The sequence below is a fragment of the Citrobacter sp. Cf088 genome (assembly GCF_030334295.1).
GTDB lineage: Bacteria > Pseudomonadota > Gammaproteobacteria > Enterobacterales > Enterobacteriaceae > Citrobacter > Citrobacter freundii.
In genome coordinates, this window is record NZ_JAOWEE010000015.1 from 61,796 (window position 1) to 82,711 (window position 20,916).

Here is a 20,916-nt window from a genome sequence, read left to right on the forward strand (position 1 = left end):
GGGAGACAACGAACATGGCTATGGTACAACCCAAATCTCAGAAACTGCGTCTCTTAACAACGCACCTGCTGCTGCTGATTTTCATCGCGGCGATCATGTTCCCGTTGCTGATGGTTATCGCTATCTCGCTACGCGAAGGTAACTTTGCCACCGGCAGTTTGATCCCGGAAAACATCTCCTGGGAACACTGGAAACTGGCACTGGGCTTTAGCGTTGAACACGCGGATGGCCGCGTGACGCCACCGCCATTCCCGGTATTGTTATGGCTGTGGAACTCGGTGAAAGTGGCCAGCATTACCGCGATCGGTATCGTGACGCTTTCCACCACCTGTGCTTACGCCTTTGCGCGTATGCGTTTCCCGGGCAAAGCAACCCTGCTGAAAGGGATGCTGATTTTCCAGATGTTCCCGGCGGTGCTGTCTCTGGTCGCGTTATATGCTTTGTTTGACCGCCTGGGTCAGTACATTCCGTTTATCGGCCTGAACACGCACGGCGGCGTGATCTTCGCCTATCTTGGCGGTATTGCGCTGCATGTATGGACGATTAAGGGTTATTTCGAAACCATCGACGGTTCGCTGGAAGAAGCGGCCGCGCTGGATGGCGCAACGCCGTGGCAGGCATTCCGCCTGGTGCTGCTACCACTTTCCGTTCCGATTCTGGCGGTCGTGTTTATTCTGTCTTTCATTGCCGCTATTACCGAAGTACCGGTCGCGTCACTGCTGCTGCGTGATGTGAACAGCTATACCCTCGCGGTAGGTATGCAGCAGTACCTCAATCCACAGAACTATTTGTGGGGCGACTTTGCCGCCGCAGCTGTACTTTCAGCCATTCCGATCACTCTGGTGTTCTTGCTGGCGCAGCGCTGGCTGGTCAACGGACTGACGGCAGGTGGTGTGAAAGGTTAAGTTTTACCGAAGTAACTGCCCGGCAACGGGCAATGCCACTGCAACCCTCAACTTATGTTATCCCAACCTGTGACTGTTATTCGGCGCTCTACGGAGCGCCCTTTTTTTATGTAAATTCCAGGCGGTTAAGCGATGTAAAACGTTTACACTCGCCGGATTATTTTTATTGACAGATAGTTAACATCTTTGTGATAAGCATCACATATGCAAATTTTCATAATGACGAAAACAAAATACAGAATAACACTTCCACCCTCGAAATATTACATTACTCTAAAGATGAAATCGGGCGAGTAACAAATATGAAAGTTTATAATTTTGATAAAGTTATTTCACGCGACGGAACCTATAGCGCTAAATATAATAACAAGGGGCGTGAAATCATCCCTCTATCTGTAGCTGATATGGATATCCCGGTAGCTGATTTTATAGTTTCTGAATTATCAGTCGCAAATCAGAAAGGTATCTACGGTTATACATTATTAAGTGATGACTGGCAGCAAGTGACAGCACAGTGGTATCAACGCCATTACTCGTGGAAGGTCAACCCTGAACACATTGTTTTTTGCCCACGAGTGGTACAAGCCGTTTCATTATATATCCAGAATTTTACCCAACCGGGAGATGCTATTGTCAGCCTGGCACCAGCCTATCATCCTATTAGCCATGCAGTTGAAGTCAACCATAGAGTATTGCTGGAAAGTGCGTTGCTTTATCGTAACCGCTCCTATGAAATAGACTTTGCGGATCTCGAAGATAAGTTTAAAACGGCTTGTTGTTTCATTCTAATATCGCCGCATAATCCAACAGGAACAATCTGGTCAGAAGATAATCTAAGAAAAATAGCTTCATTAGCAGAGAAATACAACGTTTTTATTATTTCTGATGATGTTCATGCAGACTTCAATTTCATCAAAAAACAACATCAAACAATTTCTTCGATAAGTTCATACGTTGCACAAAACTCGTTTATTTGTACATCTCCGGCAAAAACATTCAATATGGCCGGACTTGAAATCGCCAATATTGTTATTGCTAATGATAAGTATCGAGAAAAGTTTAAATCAGCTCTTATTGCAGCAGGTATCCATAATCCTGGTTATTTCTCTGTTCCTGCATTTCTCTGTGCTTACCGCCATGGTGATTCTTGGTTAGCAGCATTAAAAGATTATTTAGCCGAAAACAGGAGTTGGGTTCAATCCTTTTGCCAGACTCATTTTCCAGACTGGGTTTTAGCCTCTGGTGGCGGAACTTACATGTTGTGGATTGACTACCGAGCGATGAACATCAGCGAAGAGCAGCTACGCCATTGGTTTGTTTCGCTCGCAGGTGTTGAGATGAGTTGGGGATCAGATTTTGGCGATGAAGGACTTGGTTTTTTCCGTGTGAACATTGCCACGCCGAGAACCATTCTTAAAGAAGCATTTGAACGGATTTATCAGAGCATACCCTACACTATAGGAGTTTCCCTCCATGAATAATAACAATACTCCAAGAACACCAACTCTGGTGGAATCAATGTTACCGATACTGGCGATGGTCTTATTGCTGGGGGTTGGTTATGCGGCTTTCGATCTACCACCTGAGCCATTAATGGTCCTTTCGACCGTCATTGCGGCACTATTGGTTAAGCGTTTGGGGTACGGCTACAACGCAATCCTTGAATCAATTTCGCAGAAAATCGCCAAAACGATGCCCGCTCTCTTAATTTTGATCAGCGTGGGCCTACTGATTGGGACATGGATGATAGGCGGTACTATTCCGCTGATGATTTATTACGGCCTTAATCTGATAAACCCTTCAATGATCTATGTGACAGCCCTGCTTGTCACTGCAGTCGTCTCTGTGTGCACAGGAACATCCTGGGGCTCAGCGGGCACAGTCGGTGTAGCGTTTATGGGCGTGGCCATCGGAATGGAGGCTAATCTGGCAGCAACTGCTGGCGCTATTGTGGCGGGAGCTTACTTCGGGGACAAACTGTCTCCCCTTTCTGGTGACACTAACCTGGCAGCGATGGCCGCCCAGATAGATCTCTATGAACATATCGCTCATTTACTTTACACAACCCTTCCTTCCTTGATCCTTTCTGCTGTTGTCATGACTCTCTATGGTATGAATGGCGATCTCGGCGGCTCAACCGTTCCCGATAAAGTTCAGTTAATTACAGAGGGATTAAAGGGTATTTACCATTTTAATTTGTTGTTACTGTTACCCATTGCTATTGTCCTGTACGGCTCGATTACCAAGAAACCAACCATTCCAATTATGTTAGTTTCGGCACTGGTTGCCATGATCAACGCCAGCGTCATTCAGGGTTTCACTCTGCACGATATTGTAAAAAGCGCCGTAGACGGATTTAACGTTTCAATGCTTGCCGATAAAGATGTTAATCCCCTACTGGGTAATTTGCTTAACCGTGGTGGCATGAACTCGATGATGAGTACGCTGCTGATTTGTTTCTGCGCCCTTTCATTTGCGGGAACATTGGCTCTGAGCGGTGCTTTAGAAGTCATTGTCCACAACCTACTTAAACTAGTTCATTCCACAGGAACCATGATTCTTGCGACTATTGCCTGTGGTTTAACAATGATTAGCGTGACCTGTAATGGTCAGATCTCAATCCTGATTCCGATTGAAATGCTACGAAGCGCTTATATTGAGCGCGGGCTACACCCAAAAAATCTGGCAAGGACAGTAGAAGACTCTGCCACCATATTCGAGCCGATTCTGCCCTGGACTGCGGCGGGAGCCTACATGGCAGGTACGCTTGGTGTTGCAACATTAAGCTATCTTCCGTGGGCGATTCTCTGCTGGAGTGGCATTTTCTTTGCGACGTTATGGGGTTTCACTGGTTTTGGCATTGCTCGCTTATCCAAAGAAAAGCAGCAACAGCTCATGATGGAAGCAGCAAATGAAAGCAAGTAGTACCAGCCTGATTAAGATATTTGCCAATAATTAACTACGTCTACACGCCGCAGCCCGATTGCGGCGTGTTGTCTTTTACTCTCGCTTCAGCCGTTTGGAATTACACAGCCACAGGGTGATCACCAGCAGCAGGATCGCTGCAGAATAGATCAGCACATCCATCGGCGCTTTATGATCGACAATGATCAACCGCACAATCGCGGTGATCCCGATATAGACAAAGTAGCGCAACGGAAAGTGAAACCCTGACTGAAAGTACTTCACAATCAACGCGATAAATTCAAAGTAGAGGAAGTAAACCACCAGCCCTTCCACCAGCTCATACTTGCTGGTTTGTTCCGGGGCGAACAGCACGTCCGCCAGATGCAGCGTTTCTTTCCCGAGGAATACAACCAGGATCAGGCCCAGACTCAGCAGTCCCAGATTCAACACGGTCTGTAAAATAGTGGAGATAAACTCCACGCGCGGACGAGATAGCGACGTCATAGCAGCACCTCTTACTCAGTGGCGAGGTTCCTGTATAACGCAAAAATGTGACAGAGATCTACATTTTTTGTTTATATTTTGTGCAAGAAAGGTCAACGGAGAATGATGAATGCCACGATACATTTCACAGGATGAATTATGCAGCTTAGACAATCCGCTGTCCGCAACGTTACCTGCGGTGAGAACGTGGTGATTTATGAACCTGCCAATCTCTACGATTGCACATTGGGAGACAACGTTTTTGTCGGACCATTTGTTGAAATCCAGGGCAGCACGCAGATTGGCGCAGACAGCAAAATTCAGTCGCACACCTTCATCTGCGAATATGTCACCATCGGTTCCCGCTGTTTTATCGGGCATGGCGTGATGTTCGCCAACGATATGTTCCGCGAAGGTAAACCCAACGCCGACCGCAACAGTTGGGGAAGAATTACGATTGGCGACGATGTTTCGATCGGCAGTGGAGCGACCATTCTGGCGGTCACTGTCTGCGATGGCGCGGTCATCGGCGCAGGAAGCGTAGTGACCAAATCAATCACCGAGAAAGGCGTGTACGCGGGAAACCCGGCAAAATTATTGCGTCGCCTGTAACTTCCCTGATGACGGCTTAAATACCTTATCCGGCCTGCAATACAGGCACTTTGTAGGCCGGATAAGCGTAGCGCCATCCGGCTGGCAAACGGCTCGATTACCGAAAATTCACGCTGCGATCGCTGGTCATATCGTACAGACCAAACTTACGCCCAAGCTGCTGACCGCCATCACGTGTTAACGGCGTCCAGCCAATCGCCGCACGGCTGCGGGTCGGACCAGACGAGAACAGATCCAGCGGCACGGAAACGTACACCCCTTTAGTAAAATCACCCTCGCCATACTCATCCGGCGAGGCGTTAGTGATAGTCGCATAACCACCCACCACGACACCGCTGTCGAAGCGTTTGGCGATCTCCAACGTTCCGCCCTTATCCCCGGCCAGATACTGACCCACGCTGGCTTTCACCAGCACATCCTGGGCGAAAGAAGGATTCCAGTACGCGGTCAAATGCCCGGTCTTCACGCTGTAGTCGGTGAATTTCATCATGTCCTGCGCGCTACGCCAGTCACGCTGTTTCACGTAGTTGGCATCAACACCAAACGCCCAGTTGCTGTCCAGCGGGCGATACAGCACTTCTGCCCCCGCCCCGCCGTACATGGTCTCCAGATAGCCGCCGTAAACCTGTCCGTAAAAGCCGTTGCCGAGTGACTGGAAGTAGTTGGCCTGCAGGTTATTCACGTAAACATCGTTTTGCACGTAGTCACGTACATGGGTACGCACACGCGGCAAATGCGAATCCTGCGGCGGGTTGGTGTAGTTAAACTTGTCATAGTTATTGGCGAGGTTGGCGAACAAACTCCCGGTGGTCAGCAGATGATCGGTCACCCACCAATCCGCCGTACCCATCACGCCCAACTGATACATATAGAAATTTTCCGGGCCACCCACCGACTGGTTTAGCACCGGATCGATATGGAAATCGAAGCGCGACTTATCGATATACCAGCCCTGCTCGGTCGTTTTCGGCACCACGGGCTCCACGCGTTTTTGCGCCAGTTGAGTCTCATGGCCCAAGGGCTCGCCTTCCAGATGGCGCTTGAGGCTGGAAACCTCTGTTTCGGTCGTCACCTGCGGCAAGTTAAGGCGATTTTCCGTAATACGGATCGTGCGGATCCCGTCAGGAAGATCGTTCATCACGATCCGGTTGGCACGCTCGATCCCCTCGCGCGAATCACGGTATTTCACCTGTTCGCCTGTTACATACAGCGTATCGCCCTGCACCTGGATTTTAGGATCCGCCAGCCCGGCATTGTATTTCAGCAGCGTTAGCTGATTCGCCACCACCGAATGTTGCAGGATAGCATCCTGCGGCTGCGGCTGATATTTCGGGCGGGCGTTGTCGTTATAGTGTGGTCGCAGATCGTTAAAGTTAGTCCGCAGCGTGACCCCAAACATAAAGGTGTTGCCGCGCTCATAGCTGAGGTTAACGTCGGCCCAATCGGTGACGCGATAAATAGCGCCGACGTTAAACTTGCTCTTCTGATCCAGCTTGCCCGCAAAATCCTGCTGGTAATTATTACCCTCATACTCCAGTTTCAGACGCAGCGGCTGCCAGGGTGTCTGATATTCCACGCCGCCAAACAGCGACGCCGGGCCGTGGAACATCTGGCTGCCGTCAATGGAACCCGCCTGCTTGTAACTGTTATCGCGATGACAGAATTTATCGCTGTATGAGCAAAACGGATTGCTGACGTTGCCGCTGGTCCCGAGATATCCCCAGCCAAGACCGAGTGAGAAATCAAACGGTCCCCAGGCTTTGTTCGCCACAATATACTCCGCATCGAACAGGCCCGTTCCGCCAATATCTCGCGCGCCAACTGCCACCTGCGGCATCCAGTAGCTCTCTTCCCACAGACGTAGTTTGAGATCAAAAGCTTTATCCTTGTAAGTCTGATCGCCAGAAAACGACTCCACGCTACTGTATTGTTTGGTACGCACATCGGTATAGCGCAGCGTGGTTTCCAGCCACGGGAAGAGCTGCACCGACGCAGAGTAATAGCGGTACTGATCGTTATCGCGGTAGTTAAGGCTCATTTCGCCCTCACGCGCCATGCGTGCGGTTGGGGTTTGCAGCAGCCCCACGCCGCCAAAATCGGACTGGGAAGGACCAATCGGTGCAGGATACGTTTCACCGTGACAGGCCGCACTAATACCCAGCGCCAACAGGCTGAGCAGATAAGTTTTTCTCATTATTCGGGTATCCGCTGGGTCAGGGTGCGAAGAATGTCGGCATTGATTTCATCCGGGGTGCTGCTCCAGACAGAGTCCGACAGCCCGACAAAAATGATGCTGCCGGGCATCGGCTCAATGTGACGTTTGTTCCAGTAGGCGACCGGTACTTTTTGTGTGCGTCCGTCGGGATAGACAACCCAGGCGTAGCTACGATCCGCGCCGCTGAGCCGATGCTGCCCATCGAGATAGCTGGCAACATCACGTCCGGGTATAAACGGCTGTTTACCTGTGTGGCTTAGCAAACCAAACAGCGTGATATCCGTGGGCTGCGGTCCGACCCACAGTGTGTAATTACCCTGCAACGGCGGGTTGCCTGGCTCACTGGTACGCACTACATCCGGGTCGAGATTAATCGTCTGTCTACCGGCCACCTTCAGCGCCTGAATTTGCTGGCGTAATGCGTTGATAGCGCCAGCATCCTCACCGCTTGCTTCAGCGCTCAACGTCGCCAGACGAGCCAGTAATGCCTGCTGCTGACGTTGTGCCTCAGTTGTTGCCCGCTCTTCGCTGATAACCGCGCCTGGCCACCAGCTATTGCTCAACCGCGGCTGTCCAACCAGGTCGAGCAGATGTTCAGCCCCGGTCAGCGTTTTTGCTTCTGTGCTACCTGTCGTAATCACTTTTACGCTGCCCGCAGCAAAAACAGATGCCGCGCACAGGCTGAATGTCAGCGCGGTAATCATTCGTTTCATCATGGTTTCGCCGCCTTGATCAGCGTGGTTTTCACCGGGAAGAAACCTGCGCCAAGATACTGTTCCGACTGGCGAATCATGCCCTCACTGTCTACCCAGTAGCGGTTATGCCAGCGCGTTTGATCGGTGGTGACCTCTTCATCAAGGATCCGTACCGGCGTGTTATCGCTGCCGACTTTGATGGTGTCTGCGCCATCCCATGTGAAAACCGAGCGCGCGGTGGCATAGCGTACCTGCTGATGTTCAGTCCAGCCCATCGTGCGGGTCCAAGTTGCGCCGTCGACTATCTGATTTGGCTTGATGAGCGGGTCTGTCGCCAGATTATTCACCTCGATTAGGTTGTCCCCGCCAAGGTGTGTTTTCACAATGCGCCCATGCTGCGTGACGAGAATAGCCCGATCCTGAGTCACCCACTTCTGCTGTCCGTTTTCTGCAAACGCGAGTACCACAAACAGTTGGGGACCGCCGTTGAGCTGCATGTACTGGCTGGCGTAAGGCATGTTTTGAATTTCATCGTCCGTCATCTGTACGCCGGGAGTACCAAACACGCTATCCCACAGCGAATGACCCAGCCCTTCGGTAGTGGCTGAGCACGCCTGCAGTAGCAGGCAAACCATTATGATCGCTGGTCGCTTCACGACGTTTCTCCGCATTATTGCCGGGTGGCGCGACGCTTACCCGGCCTACAAATCCCACAGACTTTTGGCAATTCCAAAATAACCACACCGAAGTGTGGTTAGAATTAAACGTACCTTTATTACTGGGTACTGGTGGTTGTGGTGGTTGTGGTTCCGGTATTAGAACCATCGCCGCCGCCGGTCGCCGCCAGGGCAACCCCCACCGCAGAACTTACGGTGCTCACGCTGGTTGCGGAGGAACTTCCTGCCGAAACCGACGCAGCAGCCGACCCTGCAGCCTCACCCACCTGAACGGGGGCGGCATAGACAGAGGTCGCCGCAAGCGCAGATATAGCCCAAAGGCCATACAGAACTTTTTTCATCACAAATTCCCTTCATTGTATGAATGGAGATTTACCCAAAAGAATTTCGGGCGAGATCGAGTATACACAAGCGAAGTATGCAAATTAGGTCGAGAGGGAATTTAGGACAATTAGATAACGAGAGAAAATATGATTAACAACAAATAATAAAAACAACTTAATTCAAAGAGTTAAAATATAATAATAAAAATACAATATCCGGTAAATCTGAAAATATCAGAAACAGGATAACGTTGAATAAATTATTTTAGGATTAAGCTCAATTAAAGGGTGAAGTAAAAACGTAGATATCCTGGAGTAATCTTATAAAAAGCCGATATTAATATCGGCTTTTTTATTTCATTAATGCCGGATGGCGGCGAAACGCCTTATCCGGCCTACAGGATATGTGCCTGTAGGCCGGATAAGCGCAGCGCCATCAGGCGCGCCAGGCTTTGTAACGGTTAATCAACCCATTAGTAGAAACATCATGGGAAGAAACAGTTTTATCATCGTTCAGCTCTGGCAGAATGCGGTTCGCCAGCTGTTTGCCCAGCTCAACGCCCCACTGGTCAAAGGTGAAGATGTTCAGGATCGCGCCCTGAGTGAAGATTTTGTGTTCGTACAGCGCAATCAGCGCACCCAGGCTGAACGGCGTGATTTCGCGCAGCAGAATGGAGTTCGTTGGACGGTTACCTTCGAACACTTTGAACGGCACAACGTGCTCAAGCGTAGCCGGATCTTTACCCTGGTCGCGATATTCCTGCTCAACCACTTCACGAGATTTACCAAAAGCCAGCGCTTCGGTTTGCGCGAAGAAGTTAGACAGCAGTTTCGGATGGTGATCCGACAGCGGATTGTGGGTGATTGCCGGCGCGATGAAATCGCACGGCACCATTTTGGTACCCTGGTGGATCAGCTGGTAGAACGCATGCTGGCCGTTAGTACCCGGCTCACCCCAGATGATTGGGCCAGTCTGGTAATCCACCGCATTGCCGTTACGGTCAACGTATTTACCGTTGGATTCCATGTTGCCCTGCTGGAAGTAGGCCGCGAAACGGTGCATATACTGGTCATATGGCAGAATCGCTTCGGTTTCGGCACCGAAGAAGTTGTTGTACCAGATACCGATCAGCGCCAGCAGCACCGGCAGGTTTTTCTCAGCCGGGGTGGTGGAGAAGTGTTTGTCCATCGCATGCGCGCCGGAGAGCAGCTCAACAAAGTTGTCGAAGCCTACGGACAGGATGATGGACAGACCGATTGCAGACCACAGGGAGTAACGACCGCCAACCCAGTCCCAGAACTCGAACATATTGGCAGTATCAATACCAAACTCGCCAACCGCTTTACCGTTAGTGGAAAGCGCTGCGAAGTGTTTGGCTACGTGCTTGTTGTCGCCAGCGGTCGCCAGGAACCAGTCGCGCGCGCTGTGGGCGTTGGTCATGGTTTCCTGGGTGGTGAAGGTTTTGGAAGCGACCAGGAACAGCGTGGTTTCCGGGTTCACTTTTTTCAGCACTTCGGCGATGTGCGTACCATCGACGTTCGACACAAAGTGCATGTTCAGGTGATTTTTATACGGACGCAGCGCTTCGGTCACCATGAACGGGCCAAGGTCAGAACCGCCGATACCGATGTTTACTACATCAGTGATGGCTTTGCCGGTATAGCCTTTCCAGCTCCCGGAGATGATCGCTTCAGAGAAAGATTTCATCTTCTCCAGTACCGCATTCACTTCCGGCATCACATCTTTGCCGTCAACGATGATCGGCGTATTGCTACGGTTACGCAGCGCCACGTGCAGCACGGCACGGTCTTCAGTACGGTTGATTTTCTCACCGGAGAACATGGACTTGATGGCACCCGCCAAATCGGTTTCTTTCGCCAGATCCTGCAGTTTAGCCAGCGTCTCTTCAGTGATGCGGTTTTTGGAGAAATCCACCAGCATCAGATCGTCAAACGTCGCGGAAAACTTAGTGAAACGATCGCTATCTTTCGCGAAAAGATCCGCGATAGTAACGTCTTTCATTTCTTCAAAGTGTTTTTGTAGTGCCTGCCAGGCTGAGGTCTGCGTTGGATTGATGTTTTTCATTAGCAATACTCTTCTGATTTTGAGAATTGTGACTGAGATCGATTGTAACGCCAGTCACAGAAAAGTGTGATTGTTTTAATGCCATTGCCAGGGCATCCGCCAAACGTGGCTAAAAAGTATAGCGGTTATCAGCGTTGTTATTAGTACCGTTACTCAACGCAGTTGCAGCATGAAAAATCCGCATAATCCCAGCGTTGACAGTGCAAGCTACACATTTTATTTATAAATACGGTATTTGCATTTGCGCCTGCACCGGTTTTCGTTCTGCCTTATGTGCCATGGTCGCTCTATTCATTCCCTGACACGAGGTAGTTATGACTGATGTAGTTGTCTCCAAGTTTGGTGGTACCAGCGTGGCGGATTTTGATGCCATGAATCGCAGCGCTGATGTAGTGCTTTCTGATGCTAACGTCCGTGTGGTGGTACTTTCCGCTTCTGCGGGAATCACCAACCTGCTGGTCGCACTGGCTGAAGGGCTGGAGCCAACCGCGCGCTTCGAAAAACTCGATGCCATTCGTCAAATTCAGTTCAATATTCTGGAACGCCTGCGTTATCCAAACGTGATCCGTGAAGAGATCGAACGTCTGCTGGAAAACATCACCACACTGGCAGAAGCGGCGTCACTGGCGACCTCAACCGCGCTGACCGACGAACTGGTCAGCCACGGTGAACTGATGTCTACCCTGCTGTTCGTCGAGATCCTGCGTGAACGCAACGTGCAAGCGCAGTGGTTTGACGTGCGTAAAGTGATGCGCACCAACGATCGTTTTGGTCGTGCAGAACCCGACGTCACGGCGCTGGCTGAACTGGCAACGCTCCAGTTGGCCCCGCGTCTGAGCGAAGGTCTGGTGATTACTCAGGGCTTTATCGGCAGTGAAGGCAAGGGCCGCACCACCACGCTGGGACGCGGCGGCAGCGATTATACCGCCGCCTTACTGGCAGAAGCCCTACACGCAACGCGCGTTGATATCTGGACCGACGTTCCCGGCATCTACACGACCGATCCGCGCGTGGTTCCGGCTGCGCAGCGTATTGATGAAATCGCCTTTGAAGAGGCCGCGGAAATGGCGACCTTTGGCGCGAAAGTTTTGCACCCGGCAACCCTGTTGCCAGCCGTACGTAGCGATATTCCTGTGTTTGTGGGCTCCAGTAAGGATCCAAAAGCAGGCGGTACGCTGGTATGTAATAAAACCGCGAATCCACCGCTGTTCCGGGCGCTGGCATTACGCCGTAAGCAGACGCTGCTGACACTGCATAGCCTGAATATGCTGCACTCTCGCGGCTTTTTGGCGGAAGTGTTCGGCATCCTGGCACGCCACAATATCTCGGTCGATTTAATTACCACATCCGAAGTCAGCGTCGCGCTGACGCTGGATACCACCGGTTCAACGTCCACCGGCGATACACTGTTAACACAGTCTCTGCTGATGGAACTGTCTGCCCTGTGTCGGGTTGAAGTGGAAGAAGGCCTGGCGCTGGTGGCGTTGATTGGCAATGACCTGTCCAAAGCCTGTGGCGTGGGTAAAGAGGTGTTCGGCGTACTGGAGCCATTCAACATTCGAATGATTTGCTACGGCGCGTCCAGCCATAACCTGTGCTTCCTGGTACCCGGTACTGAAGCCGAGCAGGTTGTACAGAAGCTACACCATAACTTGTTTGAATAAGTAGACGTCAACGCCCGATGGTTCTTAGGCCATCGGGCATTTTCAGCGCATCACCGTTTCATATAACAATCTGTCCAGCTCCCTGACATCGCCTTCCCGGCAATCCGGTAACGCCGGTGGAATCTCTCCTCTTTCCAGCTCGGCGCGGATAAACGCATGCAACAGTGGACGGCGCGGGCCGTATTCCGCTTCACCCGCACACTGCTTGCGCTCCAACAGCTCATCAATTTCATGACGCAATGGCGCATCCAGTTCACTTCCCGCCAGCAGGTCGGCAAAACGCATCGGCGGTACGCCCTTGCCCGCTTCCACCCAACGCACCGCCAACAGGGGTCGCAGAACGTAGAAGTACTTCTTCAATCGCACGTCGTCACCCTGCAAATAACCGCGGAAGTTTTTCCGCGCCATCGAGTAGTAGTGCCAGCGGGCACGTAGCGGAGAAAACCATTTGGGCACCAACGCTTTCAGCGCCGAAACGGTCACTTCATCCTGCTGGTAGACCACCGGCGAATCCAGCCACTCGATAAGCGTCGGGTTTGCGCCTTTGAGTAACCCCAGCGCCTTGCGCCATTCCCAGCCGCACACGTCCAGCTCATCATCTATCGGCAGCTCGATAACATCGCGTGGCGCTTCGACCCGCAGATACCATTCAGGGGGATGAACATAGAGAAATCGCACGTCGTAGTCGCTGTCCGGCGAGGCAAATCCCCAGCCACGGCTGCCGGATTCACAGGCATACAGCACCCTGACGCCATAGCGCTGCTCAACCTCTTTTAGCTGGCGCAATACCCTTTTACGCATTGCGCCGTCCACTGTGTTGTAGCTCATTATTCTTATCCTTTTATGTTCACAAGGCCGTGCAGCACCTGATCCAGGCCCCCGAACACCGAGATTTTATCGATACGCTCAGCAACTCTTTCGAGGGTTTCCAGTTCTTTTAAGCGCAGCGCTACCGGGTTGTTTTCCATCACTTTTGCCGTATTTAACAGCGATCGCGTGGCGGCCGTCTCTTCACGACGTCGGATCACGTTGGCCTGGGCGGATTTTTCCGCTTCAACCAGTTGCGATAAAATAGCCTTCATATCGCCGGGCAGGACAATATCCTTCACCCCCAGTGAAGCCACTTCAATACCAAACGGCGTCATACGGGCTTTCACCTGCGCGCTCACCACTTCATCGATCACCTGCTTATCTTCCAGCAATTCGTCCAGCGTGCGCGTTCCCACCGCTTCACGCAGCGCAAACTGCAATTCCCGGTACAGGTGATCCAGCGGTTTAGTCAGTTGACCAAATGCCAGCAGCACATCGCGATAACGCCAGTTCGCCGCCAGGTTCAAACGCAGGTTGACCTTATCTTTGGTCAGGATCTCCTGACCGCCAACCTCCAGCACCTGCAAACGGGTATCCACCACTTCCGCTTCAATCAGATGGTTTACCTTCCAGTATGCTGTTAACCCCGGCGGCAACAGCGCCTGAGTTTCACCGTCAATTTTCAGCACACCGACGTGCCACGCCGGAACCTGCACCGTTAAGATTGCTTCGCGACCTTTCACCGCACCGCTGCGACGGGGCTGTAATACTGCATTCATGACGTCCGTTGGCACCTGAACCTCGCGCGTATCCATACGTACCAGCGTTAACGCTTCGTCGGCTCTCCAGTACAGACGGCGCGATGCCGGTGGCAGGATCTCCTGCAAAACGCCGTTGATATACAGCGCCGCGGCTTCGGTATCCATCGTATCCGCGACCAGGCAGAAACGCGCCACCCACTCGGGCTGAAAGCGGCGTAAATACTCCGCTAATGCCTGCGGTACTTCGCCGCCATCCCTATTGACGATCAGCACTTCCGGGGTGCTAAACCACGGTAAACGATGCTGACCCGCTTCCAACACCTGATAGTAATCACCCTCTCGGGATAAAAGACCTAACTGCGCTTTTTGGATAGTGATTTTCTTAGCCATTTTATATTCCTTAATATCGTTCAGGCGCGGGTGCAGGGGCGAAGCGGCAGGGGAATTCCCTTTTGCCTGCCGCACGGCATCTTTACCGGCAGCCTGTTCTGGAGCGTGCTAACTGCGCATCACTCCGCTTTATTTCTATGATTAACAACCAGTTTTCATTCGGGGATGAAATTGGGAATCGAACCCACTGTGTGTCATCGGCTGACGGAACGCGCCCGGAAAACAGCCTGTGCCGTTCCTGACGTGCCGGCGGGGTTTAACCCCCTGCGCTTTCAGCGTGATTGACGCAAGTGTTATTGCCAGAAGCGTGCCAGGAATTAAAACAGGCATATTTAATTTTTAATTAATTGATTTTTATAATTTTAATTATTGATGCCAATAATGGCGGTTGTCTCGACGGGTTAATTTTTTTATCTTTTATTCTCTTATTTATCTTTTTGGATAAACCATGAAAAAACGGCGGGTAGTGATTGGCGTACTGGGAACGGTGCTCGATAAGCGCGGCAAGCGGGCCAATCGGTTTAAGAAGTGGCGACCCACGGTTGGGCTATGCCAACAACCCGATTTCCCTGTCGACAGGCTGGAACTCCTCCACCAGCCACGCGATGAGAGCATGGCGCAACGGTTGATTGAAGACGTCGCGCTGCTTTCGCCGCACACCCAGGTTCGTCCGCATGCCGTCACCATTAACGATCCGTGGGACTTTGAAGAGGTCTACGCCGCGTTTCTCGACTTTGCCACGCATTATGAATTTGATACGGAAAACGAAGAGTATCTGGTGCACATCACCACCGGGACTCACGTGGCACAAATCTGCTGGTTTTTGCTGACGGAAGCCCGCTACCTGCCCGCCAGCCTGCTGCAAACCGGCCCGGCGCCACGCGGTTCATCAGATGAGGCCGTCGCCGCTGGCGTCTGCTCGGTTATCGATCTCGATTTAAGCCGCTACGCCACGCTCACCAGCCGTTTTCAGCGCGAACAGCAGCAGTCAGTCTCTTTTCTGAAAGCCGGGATTGATACGCACAACGCCACCTTCAATAAACTGATCGATCGCATTGAGCGGGTCGCTCTGCGTTCGACCGACCCGATCCTGCTCACCGGCCCTACCGGCGCGGGCAAATCCTTCCTCGCGAAACGCATTTTCCAGCTACGCCAGTCGCGGCATCTGGTAGCGGGAAAACTGGTGGCGGTTAACTGCGCAACCCTGCGCGGCGAAAATGCGATGTCCACGCTGTTCGGCCATGTGAAGGGGGCGTTTACCGGTGCGCTCACGGCGCGTAGCGGATTGCTGCGAGAGGCCGATGGCGGCGTGCTGTTTCTCGATGAGATCGCCGAATTAGGGCTGGATGAGCAGGCCATGCTGCTAAAAGCGATTGAAGAAAAAACCTTTTTTCCGTTTGGGTCGGACAAAGAAGTACACAGCGATTTTCAGTTGATTGCCGGCACCCATCGCGACATGCGGCAATGGGTATCTGAAGGCCGCTTTCGCGAGGATCTCTACGCGCGTATCAATATGTGGAGCTTCGCTCTGCCCGGTCTGGCGCAGCGGCGGGAAGATATCGCGCCGAACGTCGAGTATGAGCTGCAACGTTTCTCCAGCAGCAAACAGACGCAAATCCGTTTCGATAAAGAAGCCCGCGCTTCCTATCTGGCATTTGCCTGCTCCCCACAGGCGCAATGGCGCGGCAACTTTCGCGAGCTAAGTTCATCCATCGCGCGCATGGCGACGCTTGCCGAACAAGGTCGCATCACCTTATCCCTTGTCGAAGAAGAGATTGCGCTGCTAAAGGAGAGTTGGCAGATAGCCACTCCGCAGCCTGAACTTAATATAGACATTGACCTGTTCGATCGCCGCCAGTTAGAAACGGTACTGGAAGTGTGCCGCCGCTGCGCGTCGCTGTCGGAAGCCGGACGCGAGCTTTTTGCCGTCTCGCGGCAGAAAAAAGCCAATCCTAACGATGCAGACCGCCTGCGCAAATATCTGGCCCGCTTTGGGCTAAGCTGGGAAAGCGCTCACAGCGATCAGATACAATGAAACAATATCTAAATCTAATATTACCCAATCTGAACTGTTACTGGTTTTCCTAATTTCACCAGCATCATGACCAGCGCATCAAGGGTAAATTTGTTGGTTTTCTGATTAACAACATCTGAAACACGGGGCCGGGAAATATTCAGTTTCACAGCAGCTTCCGCTTGTTTCAGATGGTTTTCATGAATCCATCCGGAAATTTCTTGCATCAACTGCTGCTTCAGGAGAATGAGTTGTTCTACCTCACATTCAGCATCATGCTTTAGGCTCTTCGCTTCCGCTTCTGCAAACCCCAGTTCGGCAAAAATATTGACATCCGGAGAGGTTACATGGCGAACCTTATTATCAACGGTATTGTTCATTTCTGATTCCTGTCTTCTTACAAAGCCGTTCGATATCTAACTTTAGCAATGTGGTTATCGTGCTCAGAAGTACGTTTTGTCTTTTTATTGAAGCAATGCAATACATAGACCGCGTTAGCATAGCGAGCAATGTAGATGATTCGGTATGCGCCAGATTCATACCTGAGCCTTACCTCCTCAACACCGCGACCTATCTCTGGCATCGGCTTCCAGTCAGCTGCTTCTAATCCCGCCTGTAAACGATGTGAAAACCAGCGGTTTTACGTATATCTTCAGGAAAGCTTCGTAAATCATCAAATGAACTGCCAATCCAGACAATGGGCTTTAAGGCTCGCCTTATTGAAAGCATAACACATCCTTGTATAAAATTTTATACAAACAATAAAATGTTGTAACCCACACGTTTTCCTGTCATTACGCTAAATCAGAATAGAAATTCCGTCACTTCAACAAGCTATATTTTGCGAGGCTCTTTCAGGATTAGTTTTATTCTGCACGAATTACCGTACACTGAGGATATCGGCTAACAGAGGGCACCCGTATGGCACTCCCCCGCATTACCCAAAAAGAGATGACCGAGCGCGAACAGCGTGAACTGAAAACGCTGCTTGACCGCGCGCGCATTGCACATGGTCGCCTGCTGACCAACGCTGAAACAAACAGCATCAAGAAAGAGTACATCGATAAACTGATGGCCTTGCGCGAAGCAGAAGCTAAAAAAGCCCGCCAATTGAAGAAAAAGCAGGCTTATAAACCGGATTCAGAGGCGTCATTCTCCTGGTCGGCGAATACGCCAACGCGCGGCAGACGTTAACGTCCTTTCTTCTTACGCCCCGGCGAGGTAAAACGCTTGCCGTTTGCCGCCGGGCGCGATTTCTCTTTCTCCGCCGATTTTTCGATTTTCACTACCGGGCGCTTGATGCCTGCGGTGGCGGCTTTTGGCTTCGCTTTCGACTTCGGTTTAGCTTCTGATGATGAATTCTCAATCAGCTTGAACAGATCGATCAGTTCGTCATCCGTCAGGTCACGCCATTCACCCAGTGGCAAACCGGACAAACTCACGTTCATGATGCGTGTGCGCTCAAGCTTGGTAACTTCATAGCCAAAGTGTTCGCACATACGACGGATCTGACGGTTCAGCCCCTGAATCAGCGTGATGCGAAACACAAACGGCGCTTCTTTCTTCACCTTACATTTCTTGGTGACGGTACCGAGGATTGGCACACCAGCCCCCATACCACGGATAAAGTCATCAGTGACCGGCTTATCTACCGTCACCAGATACTCTTTTTCGTGATCGTTACCGGCACGCAGGATTTTATTCACCAGGTCGCCGTGGTTGGTCAGAAAGATTAGCCCCTGGGAATCTTTATCCAGACGGCCAATGGGGAACACGCGCTTGCTGTGATTCACGAAATCAACAATGTTGTCGCGTTCGCTGTCTTCGGTGGTGCTGACAATTCCTACCGGCTTGTTCAGCGCGATAAAAACCAGATCTTCCGCTTCACGCGGCTCAATCAACCGACCATTCACTTTTACGACGTCGCCAGGCATCACCTGATCGCCGATGGTGGCGCGTTTACCATTCAGGAAGACATTCCCTTGTTCGATAAAGCGATCCGCCTCGCGACGCGAGCAGATTCCGCTTTCACTGATGTATTTATTTAATCGGATGGATGAGTCGGGCAGCATAATTTCTCCTGTATACACTTCATCCTTCAAGCCGTCTCTGCGTTGGCTGCCCTCACTCACCCTGGTCACATAGTTATCTATGCTCCCAGGAATTCGTTCCCTTGCCGCCTTGATACAACTTGAATGCTTTTGTGTATTAAAAGCGAAATATACCCTACCTTGCGGACGATAAAAAATAATCGTGTTCGACTGCCCACGCGCTATTTGTGATCCGTCACACCTTTTGACACAAAAGTGTCAGCGATCCATCCCTGCAATTTTGTTGGGTGAAAACAAGCAGAATCAATACATTAGAGAGACAAGCACATCTGTGCCGACAGCACGCCATCACCACATCAAATGTGCAACACAATCGGTCATTACAGGGCACTGAAATAAGTGAAAATAGCTTTGAGATGGAGAACAGTTGGGGTTATATCAGATCAAGAAGACAATTTCGTGATTTGCACAAATGTGCAGGAGTCCAAAAATGGCGACGGAAAACAGCGATGATATCCGCCTAATCGTAAAGATAGCGCAGCTGTATTACGAACAGGATATGACACAAGCGCAAATCGCCCGCGAGCTGGGTATTTACCGCACCACGATCAGCCGTTTGCTAAAACGTGGACGCGAGCAGGGTATCGTCACCATCGCCATTAATTACGACTACAACGAAAATCTGTGGCTGGAACAGCAGCTAAAACAGAAATTTGGCTTGAAAGAAGCGGTGGTGGTCTCCTGCGACAGCGAACAGGAAGACGAACAACTCGCAATGATGGGTGTGCACGGCGCACAGTTGCTGGAACGCTTACTGGAACCTGGGGACATTATCGGGTTCTCATGGGGCCGCGCGGTACGGGGACTGGTGGAAGGGTTATCCCCTGCCAGCCAGTCGCGCCAGCTGATCTGCGTGCCGATTATCGGCGGACCGTCCGGCAAGCTTGAAAGCCGCTACCACGTCAATACGCTAACCTACGGCGCTGCGGCAAAGCTTAAAGGGGAATCACACCTGGCAGATTTCCCGGCACTGCTGGAAAACCCGCTGATCCGTAACGGGATCATGCAGTCACGACATTTTAAATCGATTTCCGCTTATTGGGATAATCTGGACATCGCGCTGGTCGGGATTGGATCTCCGGCAATACGTGATGGCGCCAACTGGCACGCTTTTTACGGCAGTGAAGAGAGTGATGACCTGCATGCTCGCCGGGTCGCCGGAGACATTTGCTCGCGCTTTTACGATATCAACGGTGTAACCGTAGAAACCAATATGAGTGAAAAGACGCTCTCCATCGAAACCAATAAATTAAAACAGACGCGTTACTCCATTGGCATTGCAATGGGTGAAGAAAAATACAGTGGGATATTAGGCGCATTACGTGGGAATTATATTAACTGTTTAGTCACCAACAGCCATACCGCTGAATTATTGTTGAAGTAAATAAATTCTAATTGGTCCTGCCATAATTAATTTTATGTGGGATCCCCTTATCTGAAATCGGGAGTTAATTATGCAAACGTGGTTAAACTTGCAGGGCAAAGTCATTATTGTTACCGGTGGTGCATCCGGTATTGGGCTGGCGATTGTTGAAGAGTTATTAGCGCAGGGCGCTAATGTGCAAATGGCGGATATTCACGGTGGTGACGGTAAATATGAAGGCCATAATGGATATCATTTCTGGCCGACAGATATTTCCAGCGCCAAAGAAGTTAATCATACCGTTACCGAAATTATCCACCGCTATGGGCGTATCGATGGTTTGGTGAATAACGCAGGCGTTAATTTTCCGCGGCTGCTGGTCGATGAAAAAGCCCCCGCCGGGCAATATGAACTCAACGAAGCCGCTTTTGAAAAAATGGTGAATATCAACCAGAAAGGTGTGTTCTTAATGTCGCAAGCAGCGGCACGCCAAATGGTAAAACAGCGTAACGGCGTGATTGTGAATGTCTCTTCAGAAAGCGGGCTGGAAGGTTCAGAGGGCCAAAGTTGCTATGCCGCCACCAAAGCCGCATTGAATAGCTTTACCCGTTCCTGGTCGAAAGAGTTGGGCAAACACGGCATTCGTGTGGTGGGCATTGCACCTGGCATTCTGGAAAAAACCGGACTGCGTACCCCCGAATATGAAGAAGCGCTGGCCTGGACTCGCAACATCACCGTCGAACAGCTGCGCGAGGGCTACACCAAGAACGCGATCCCAATTGGTCGCTCAGGGCGCTTAAGCGAAGTCGCTGATTTTGTTTGTTATCTTTTGTCTGAGCGCGCCAGTTACATAACCGGAGTAACCACTAACATTGCTGGCGGAAAAACGCGCGGTTAAGG

At 51.2% G+C, this 20,916-nt stretch carries 19 protein-coding genes and 1 pseudogene; 9 read left to right on the top strand and 11 right to left on the bottom strand.

Going from position 1 to position 20,916, the window contains the following annotated elements:
* Positions 1-14 precede the first annotated feature (14 nt).
* The 3 genes from malG to nhaC all read left to right on the top strand — a co-directional run bounded on the left by malG (position 15) and on the right by nhaC (position 3,830).
* On the top strand, positions 15-905 hold the full coding sequence (malG, locus tag OGV71_RS00350; RefSeq protein ID WP_003031677.1) for a maltose ABC transporter permease MalG: 891 nt from the start codon (positions 15-17) through the stop codon (positions 903-905).
* A 302-nt stretch (positions 906-1,207) separates the two neighbouring features.
* Complete coding sequence (locus tag OGV71_RS00355) at positions 1,208-2,386, top strand: MalY/PatB family protein (protein WP_204584258.1); 1,179 nt, start codon at positions 1,208-1,210, stop codon at positions 2,384-2,386.
* Positions 2,379-3,830, top strand: coding sequence for a Na+/H+ antiporter NhaC (gene nhaC, locus OGV71_RS00360; RefSeq protein WP_032938203.1), 1,452 nt, complete (start codon positions 2,379-2,381; stop codon positions 3,828-3,830). Before OGV71_RS00355 ends, nhaC begins: the two co-directional genes overlap by 8 nt.
* A gap of 75 nt (positions 3,831-3,905) precedes the next feature.
* On the opposite strand, the gene psiE is transcribed toward nhaC, so the two are convergent.
* Positions 3,906-4,316 carry a phosphate-starvation-inducible protein PsiE gene (gene psiE / locus OGV71_RS00365; RefSeq protein ID WP_003031674.1) on the bottom strand — a complete coding sequence of 137 codons (411 nt, stop codon included), beginning with the start codon at positions 4,314-4,316 and terminating at the stop codon, positions 3,906-3,908.
* Positions 4,317-4,454: 138 nt separating this feature from the next.
* On the opposite strand from psiE, the gene OGV71_RS00370 reads away from it, so the two are divergent.
* Positions 4,455-4,907, top strand: coding sequence for an acyltransferase (locus OGV71_RS00370; protein ID WP_032938205.1), 453 nt, complete (start codon positions 4,455-4,457; stop codon positions 4,905-4,907).
* 97 nt (positions 4,908-5,004) lie between these two features.
* On the opposite strand, the gene OGV71_RS00375 is transcribed toward OGV71_RS00370, so the two are convergent.
* The 5 genes from OGV71_RS00375 to pgi all read right to left on the bottom strand — a co-directional run bounded on the left by OGV71_RS00375 (position 5,005) and on the right by pgi (position 10,903).
* Positions 5,005-7,101, bottom strand: a complete 2,097-nt coding sequence (locus tag OGV71_RS00375) for a YjbH domain-containing protein (RefSeq protein WP_171858410.1) — start codon at positions 7,099-7,101, stop codon at positions 5,005-5,007.
* Entirely contained in the window at positions 7,101-7,838 is a 738-nt protein-coding gene (locus tag OGV71_RS00380) for a capsule biosynthesis GfcC family protein (protein WP_204584260.1), read from the bottom strand. Before OGV71_RS00380 ends, OGV71_RS00375 begins: the two co-directional genes overlap by 1 nt.
* Entirely contained in the window at positions 7,835-8,473 is a 639-nt protein-coding gene (locus OGV71_RS00385; RefSeq protein WP_204584262.1) for a YjbF family lipoprotein, read from the bottom strand. Before OGV71_RS00385 ends, OGV71_RS00380 begins: the two co-directional genes overlap by 4 nt.
* A 119-nt stretch (positions 8,474-8,592) precedes the next feature.
* Positions 8,593-8,835: an exopolysaccharide production protein YjbE gene (gene yjbE / locus OGV71_RS00390; protein ID WP_003826562.1), complete on the bottom strand. Its 243-nt coding sequence runs from the start codon at positions 8,833-8,835 to the stop codon at positions 8,593-8,595.
* A gap of 418 nt (positions 8,836-9,253) precedes the next feature.
* Complete coding sequence (gene pgi / locus OGV71_RS00395; protein ID WP_003031668.1) at positions 9,254-10,903, bottom strand: glucose-6-phosphate isomerase; 1,650 nt, start codon at positions 10,901-10,903, stop codon at positions 9,254-9,256.
* Positions 10,904-11,217: 314 nt separating this feature from the next.
* Between pgi and lysC the strand changes: the two genes are divergently transcribed.
* The gene (gene lysC, locus OGV71_RS00400; protein ID WP_003031667.1) at positions 11,218-12,567 is read left to right on the top strand and encodes a lysine-sensitive aspartokinase 3; all 1,350 of its coding nucleotides are present in this window, start codon (positions 11,218-11,220) and stop codon (positions 12,565-12,567) included.
* 42 nt (positions 12,568-12,609) lie between these two features.
* Here lysC and OGV71_RS00405 read toward each other — a convergent pair whose 3' ends face one another.
* Both OGV71_RS00405 and OGV71_RS00410 read right to left on the bottom strand, forming a co-directional pair.
* Complete coding sequence (locus OGV71_RS00405; RefSeq protein ID WP_204584264.1) at positions 12,610-13,395, bottom strand: nucleotidyltransferase domain-containing protein; 786 nt, start codon at positions 13,393-13,395, stop codon at positions 12,610-12,612.
* 5 nt (positions 13,396-13,400) lie between these two features.
* Complete coding sequence (locus OGV71_RS00410; RefSeq protein ID WP_096890493.1) at positions 13,401-14,528, bottom strand: slipin family protein; 1,128 nt, start codon at positions 14,526-14,528, stop codon at positions 13,401-13,403.
* A 448-nt stretch (positions 14,529-14,976) separates the two neighbouring features.
* On the opposite strand from OGV71_RS00410, the gene rtcR reads away from it, so the two are divergent.
* Positions 14,977-16,563 carry an RNA repair transcriptional activator RtcR gene (gene rtcR / locus OGV71_RS00415; protein WP_204584268.1) on the top strand — a complete coding sequence of 529 codons (1,587 nt, stop codon included), beginning with the start codon at positions 14,977-14,979 and terminating at the stop codon, positions 16,561-16,563.
* A gap of 20 nt (positions 16,564-16,583) precedes the next feature.
* Here rtcR and OGV71_RS00420 read toward each other — a convergent pair whose 3' ends face one another.
* Both OGV71_RS00420 and OGV71_RS00425 read right to left on the bottom strand, forming a co-directional pair.
* Positions 16,584-16,922 carry a helix-turn-helix domain-containing protein gene (locus OGV71_RS00420; RefSeq protein ID WP_003841397.1) on the bottom strand — a complete coding sequence of 113 codons (339 nt, stop codon included), beginning with the start codon at positions 16,920-16,922 and terminating at the stop codon, positions 16,584-16,586.
* A gap of 17 nt (positions 16,923-16,939) precedes the next feature.
* Positions 16,940-17,271, bottom strand: a pseudogene (locus tag OGV71_RS00425) (type II toxin-antitoxin system RelE/ParE family toxin).
* A gap of 192 nt (positions 17,272-17,463) precedes the next feature.
* On the opposite strand from OGV71_RS00425, the gene OGV71_RS00430 reads away from it, so the two are divergent.
* Positions 17,464-17,736 carry a YjbD family protein gene (locus OGV71_RS00430; RefSeq protein ID WP_003031655.1) on the top strand — a complete coding sequence of 91 codons (273 nt, stop codon included), beginning with the start codon at positions 17,464-17,466 and terminating at the stop codon, positions 17,734-17,736.
* On the opposite strand, the gene rluF is transcribed toward OGV71_RS00430, so the two are convergent.
* Entirely contained in the window at positions 17,733-18,614 is an 882-nt protein-coding gene (gene rluF / locus OGV71_RS00435) for a 23S rRNA pseudouridine(2604) synthase RluF (protein ID WP_257651907.1), read from the bottom strand. The two genes, OGV71_RS00430 and rluF, sit on opposite strands and share 4 nt — an antisense overlap.
* Positions 18,615-19,083: 469 nt before the next feature.
* Here rluF and OGV71_RS00440 point away from each other — a divergent pair, with 469 nt between their 5' ends.
* Positions 19,084-20,037 carry a sugar-binding transcriptional regulator gene (locus tag OGV71_RS00440; RefSeq protein WP_071696333.1) on the top strand — a complete coding sequence of 318 codons (954 nt, stop codon included), beginning with the start codon at positions 19,084-19,086 and terminating at the stop codon, positions 20,035-20,037.
* Between the two features lie 70 nt (positions 20,038-20,107).
* Positions 20,108-20,914, top strand: a complete 807-nt coding sequence (locus OGV71_RS00445) for an SDR family oxidoreductase (RefSeq protein WP_003031649.1) — start codon at positions 20,108-20,110, stop codon at positions 20,912-20,914.
* The last annotated feature ends 2 nt before the right edge of the window (positions 20,915-20,916 follow it).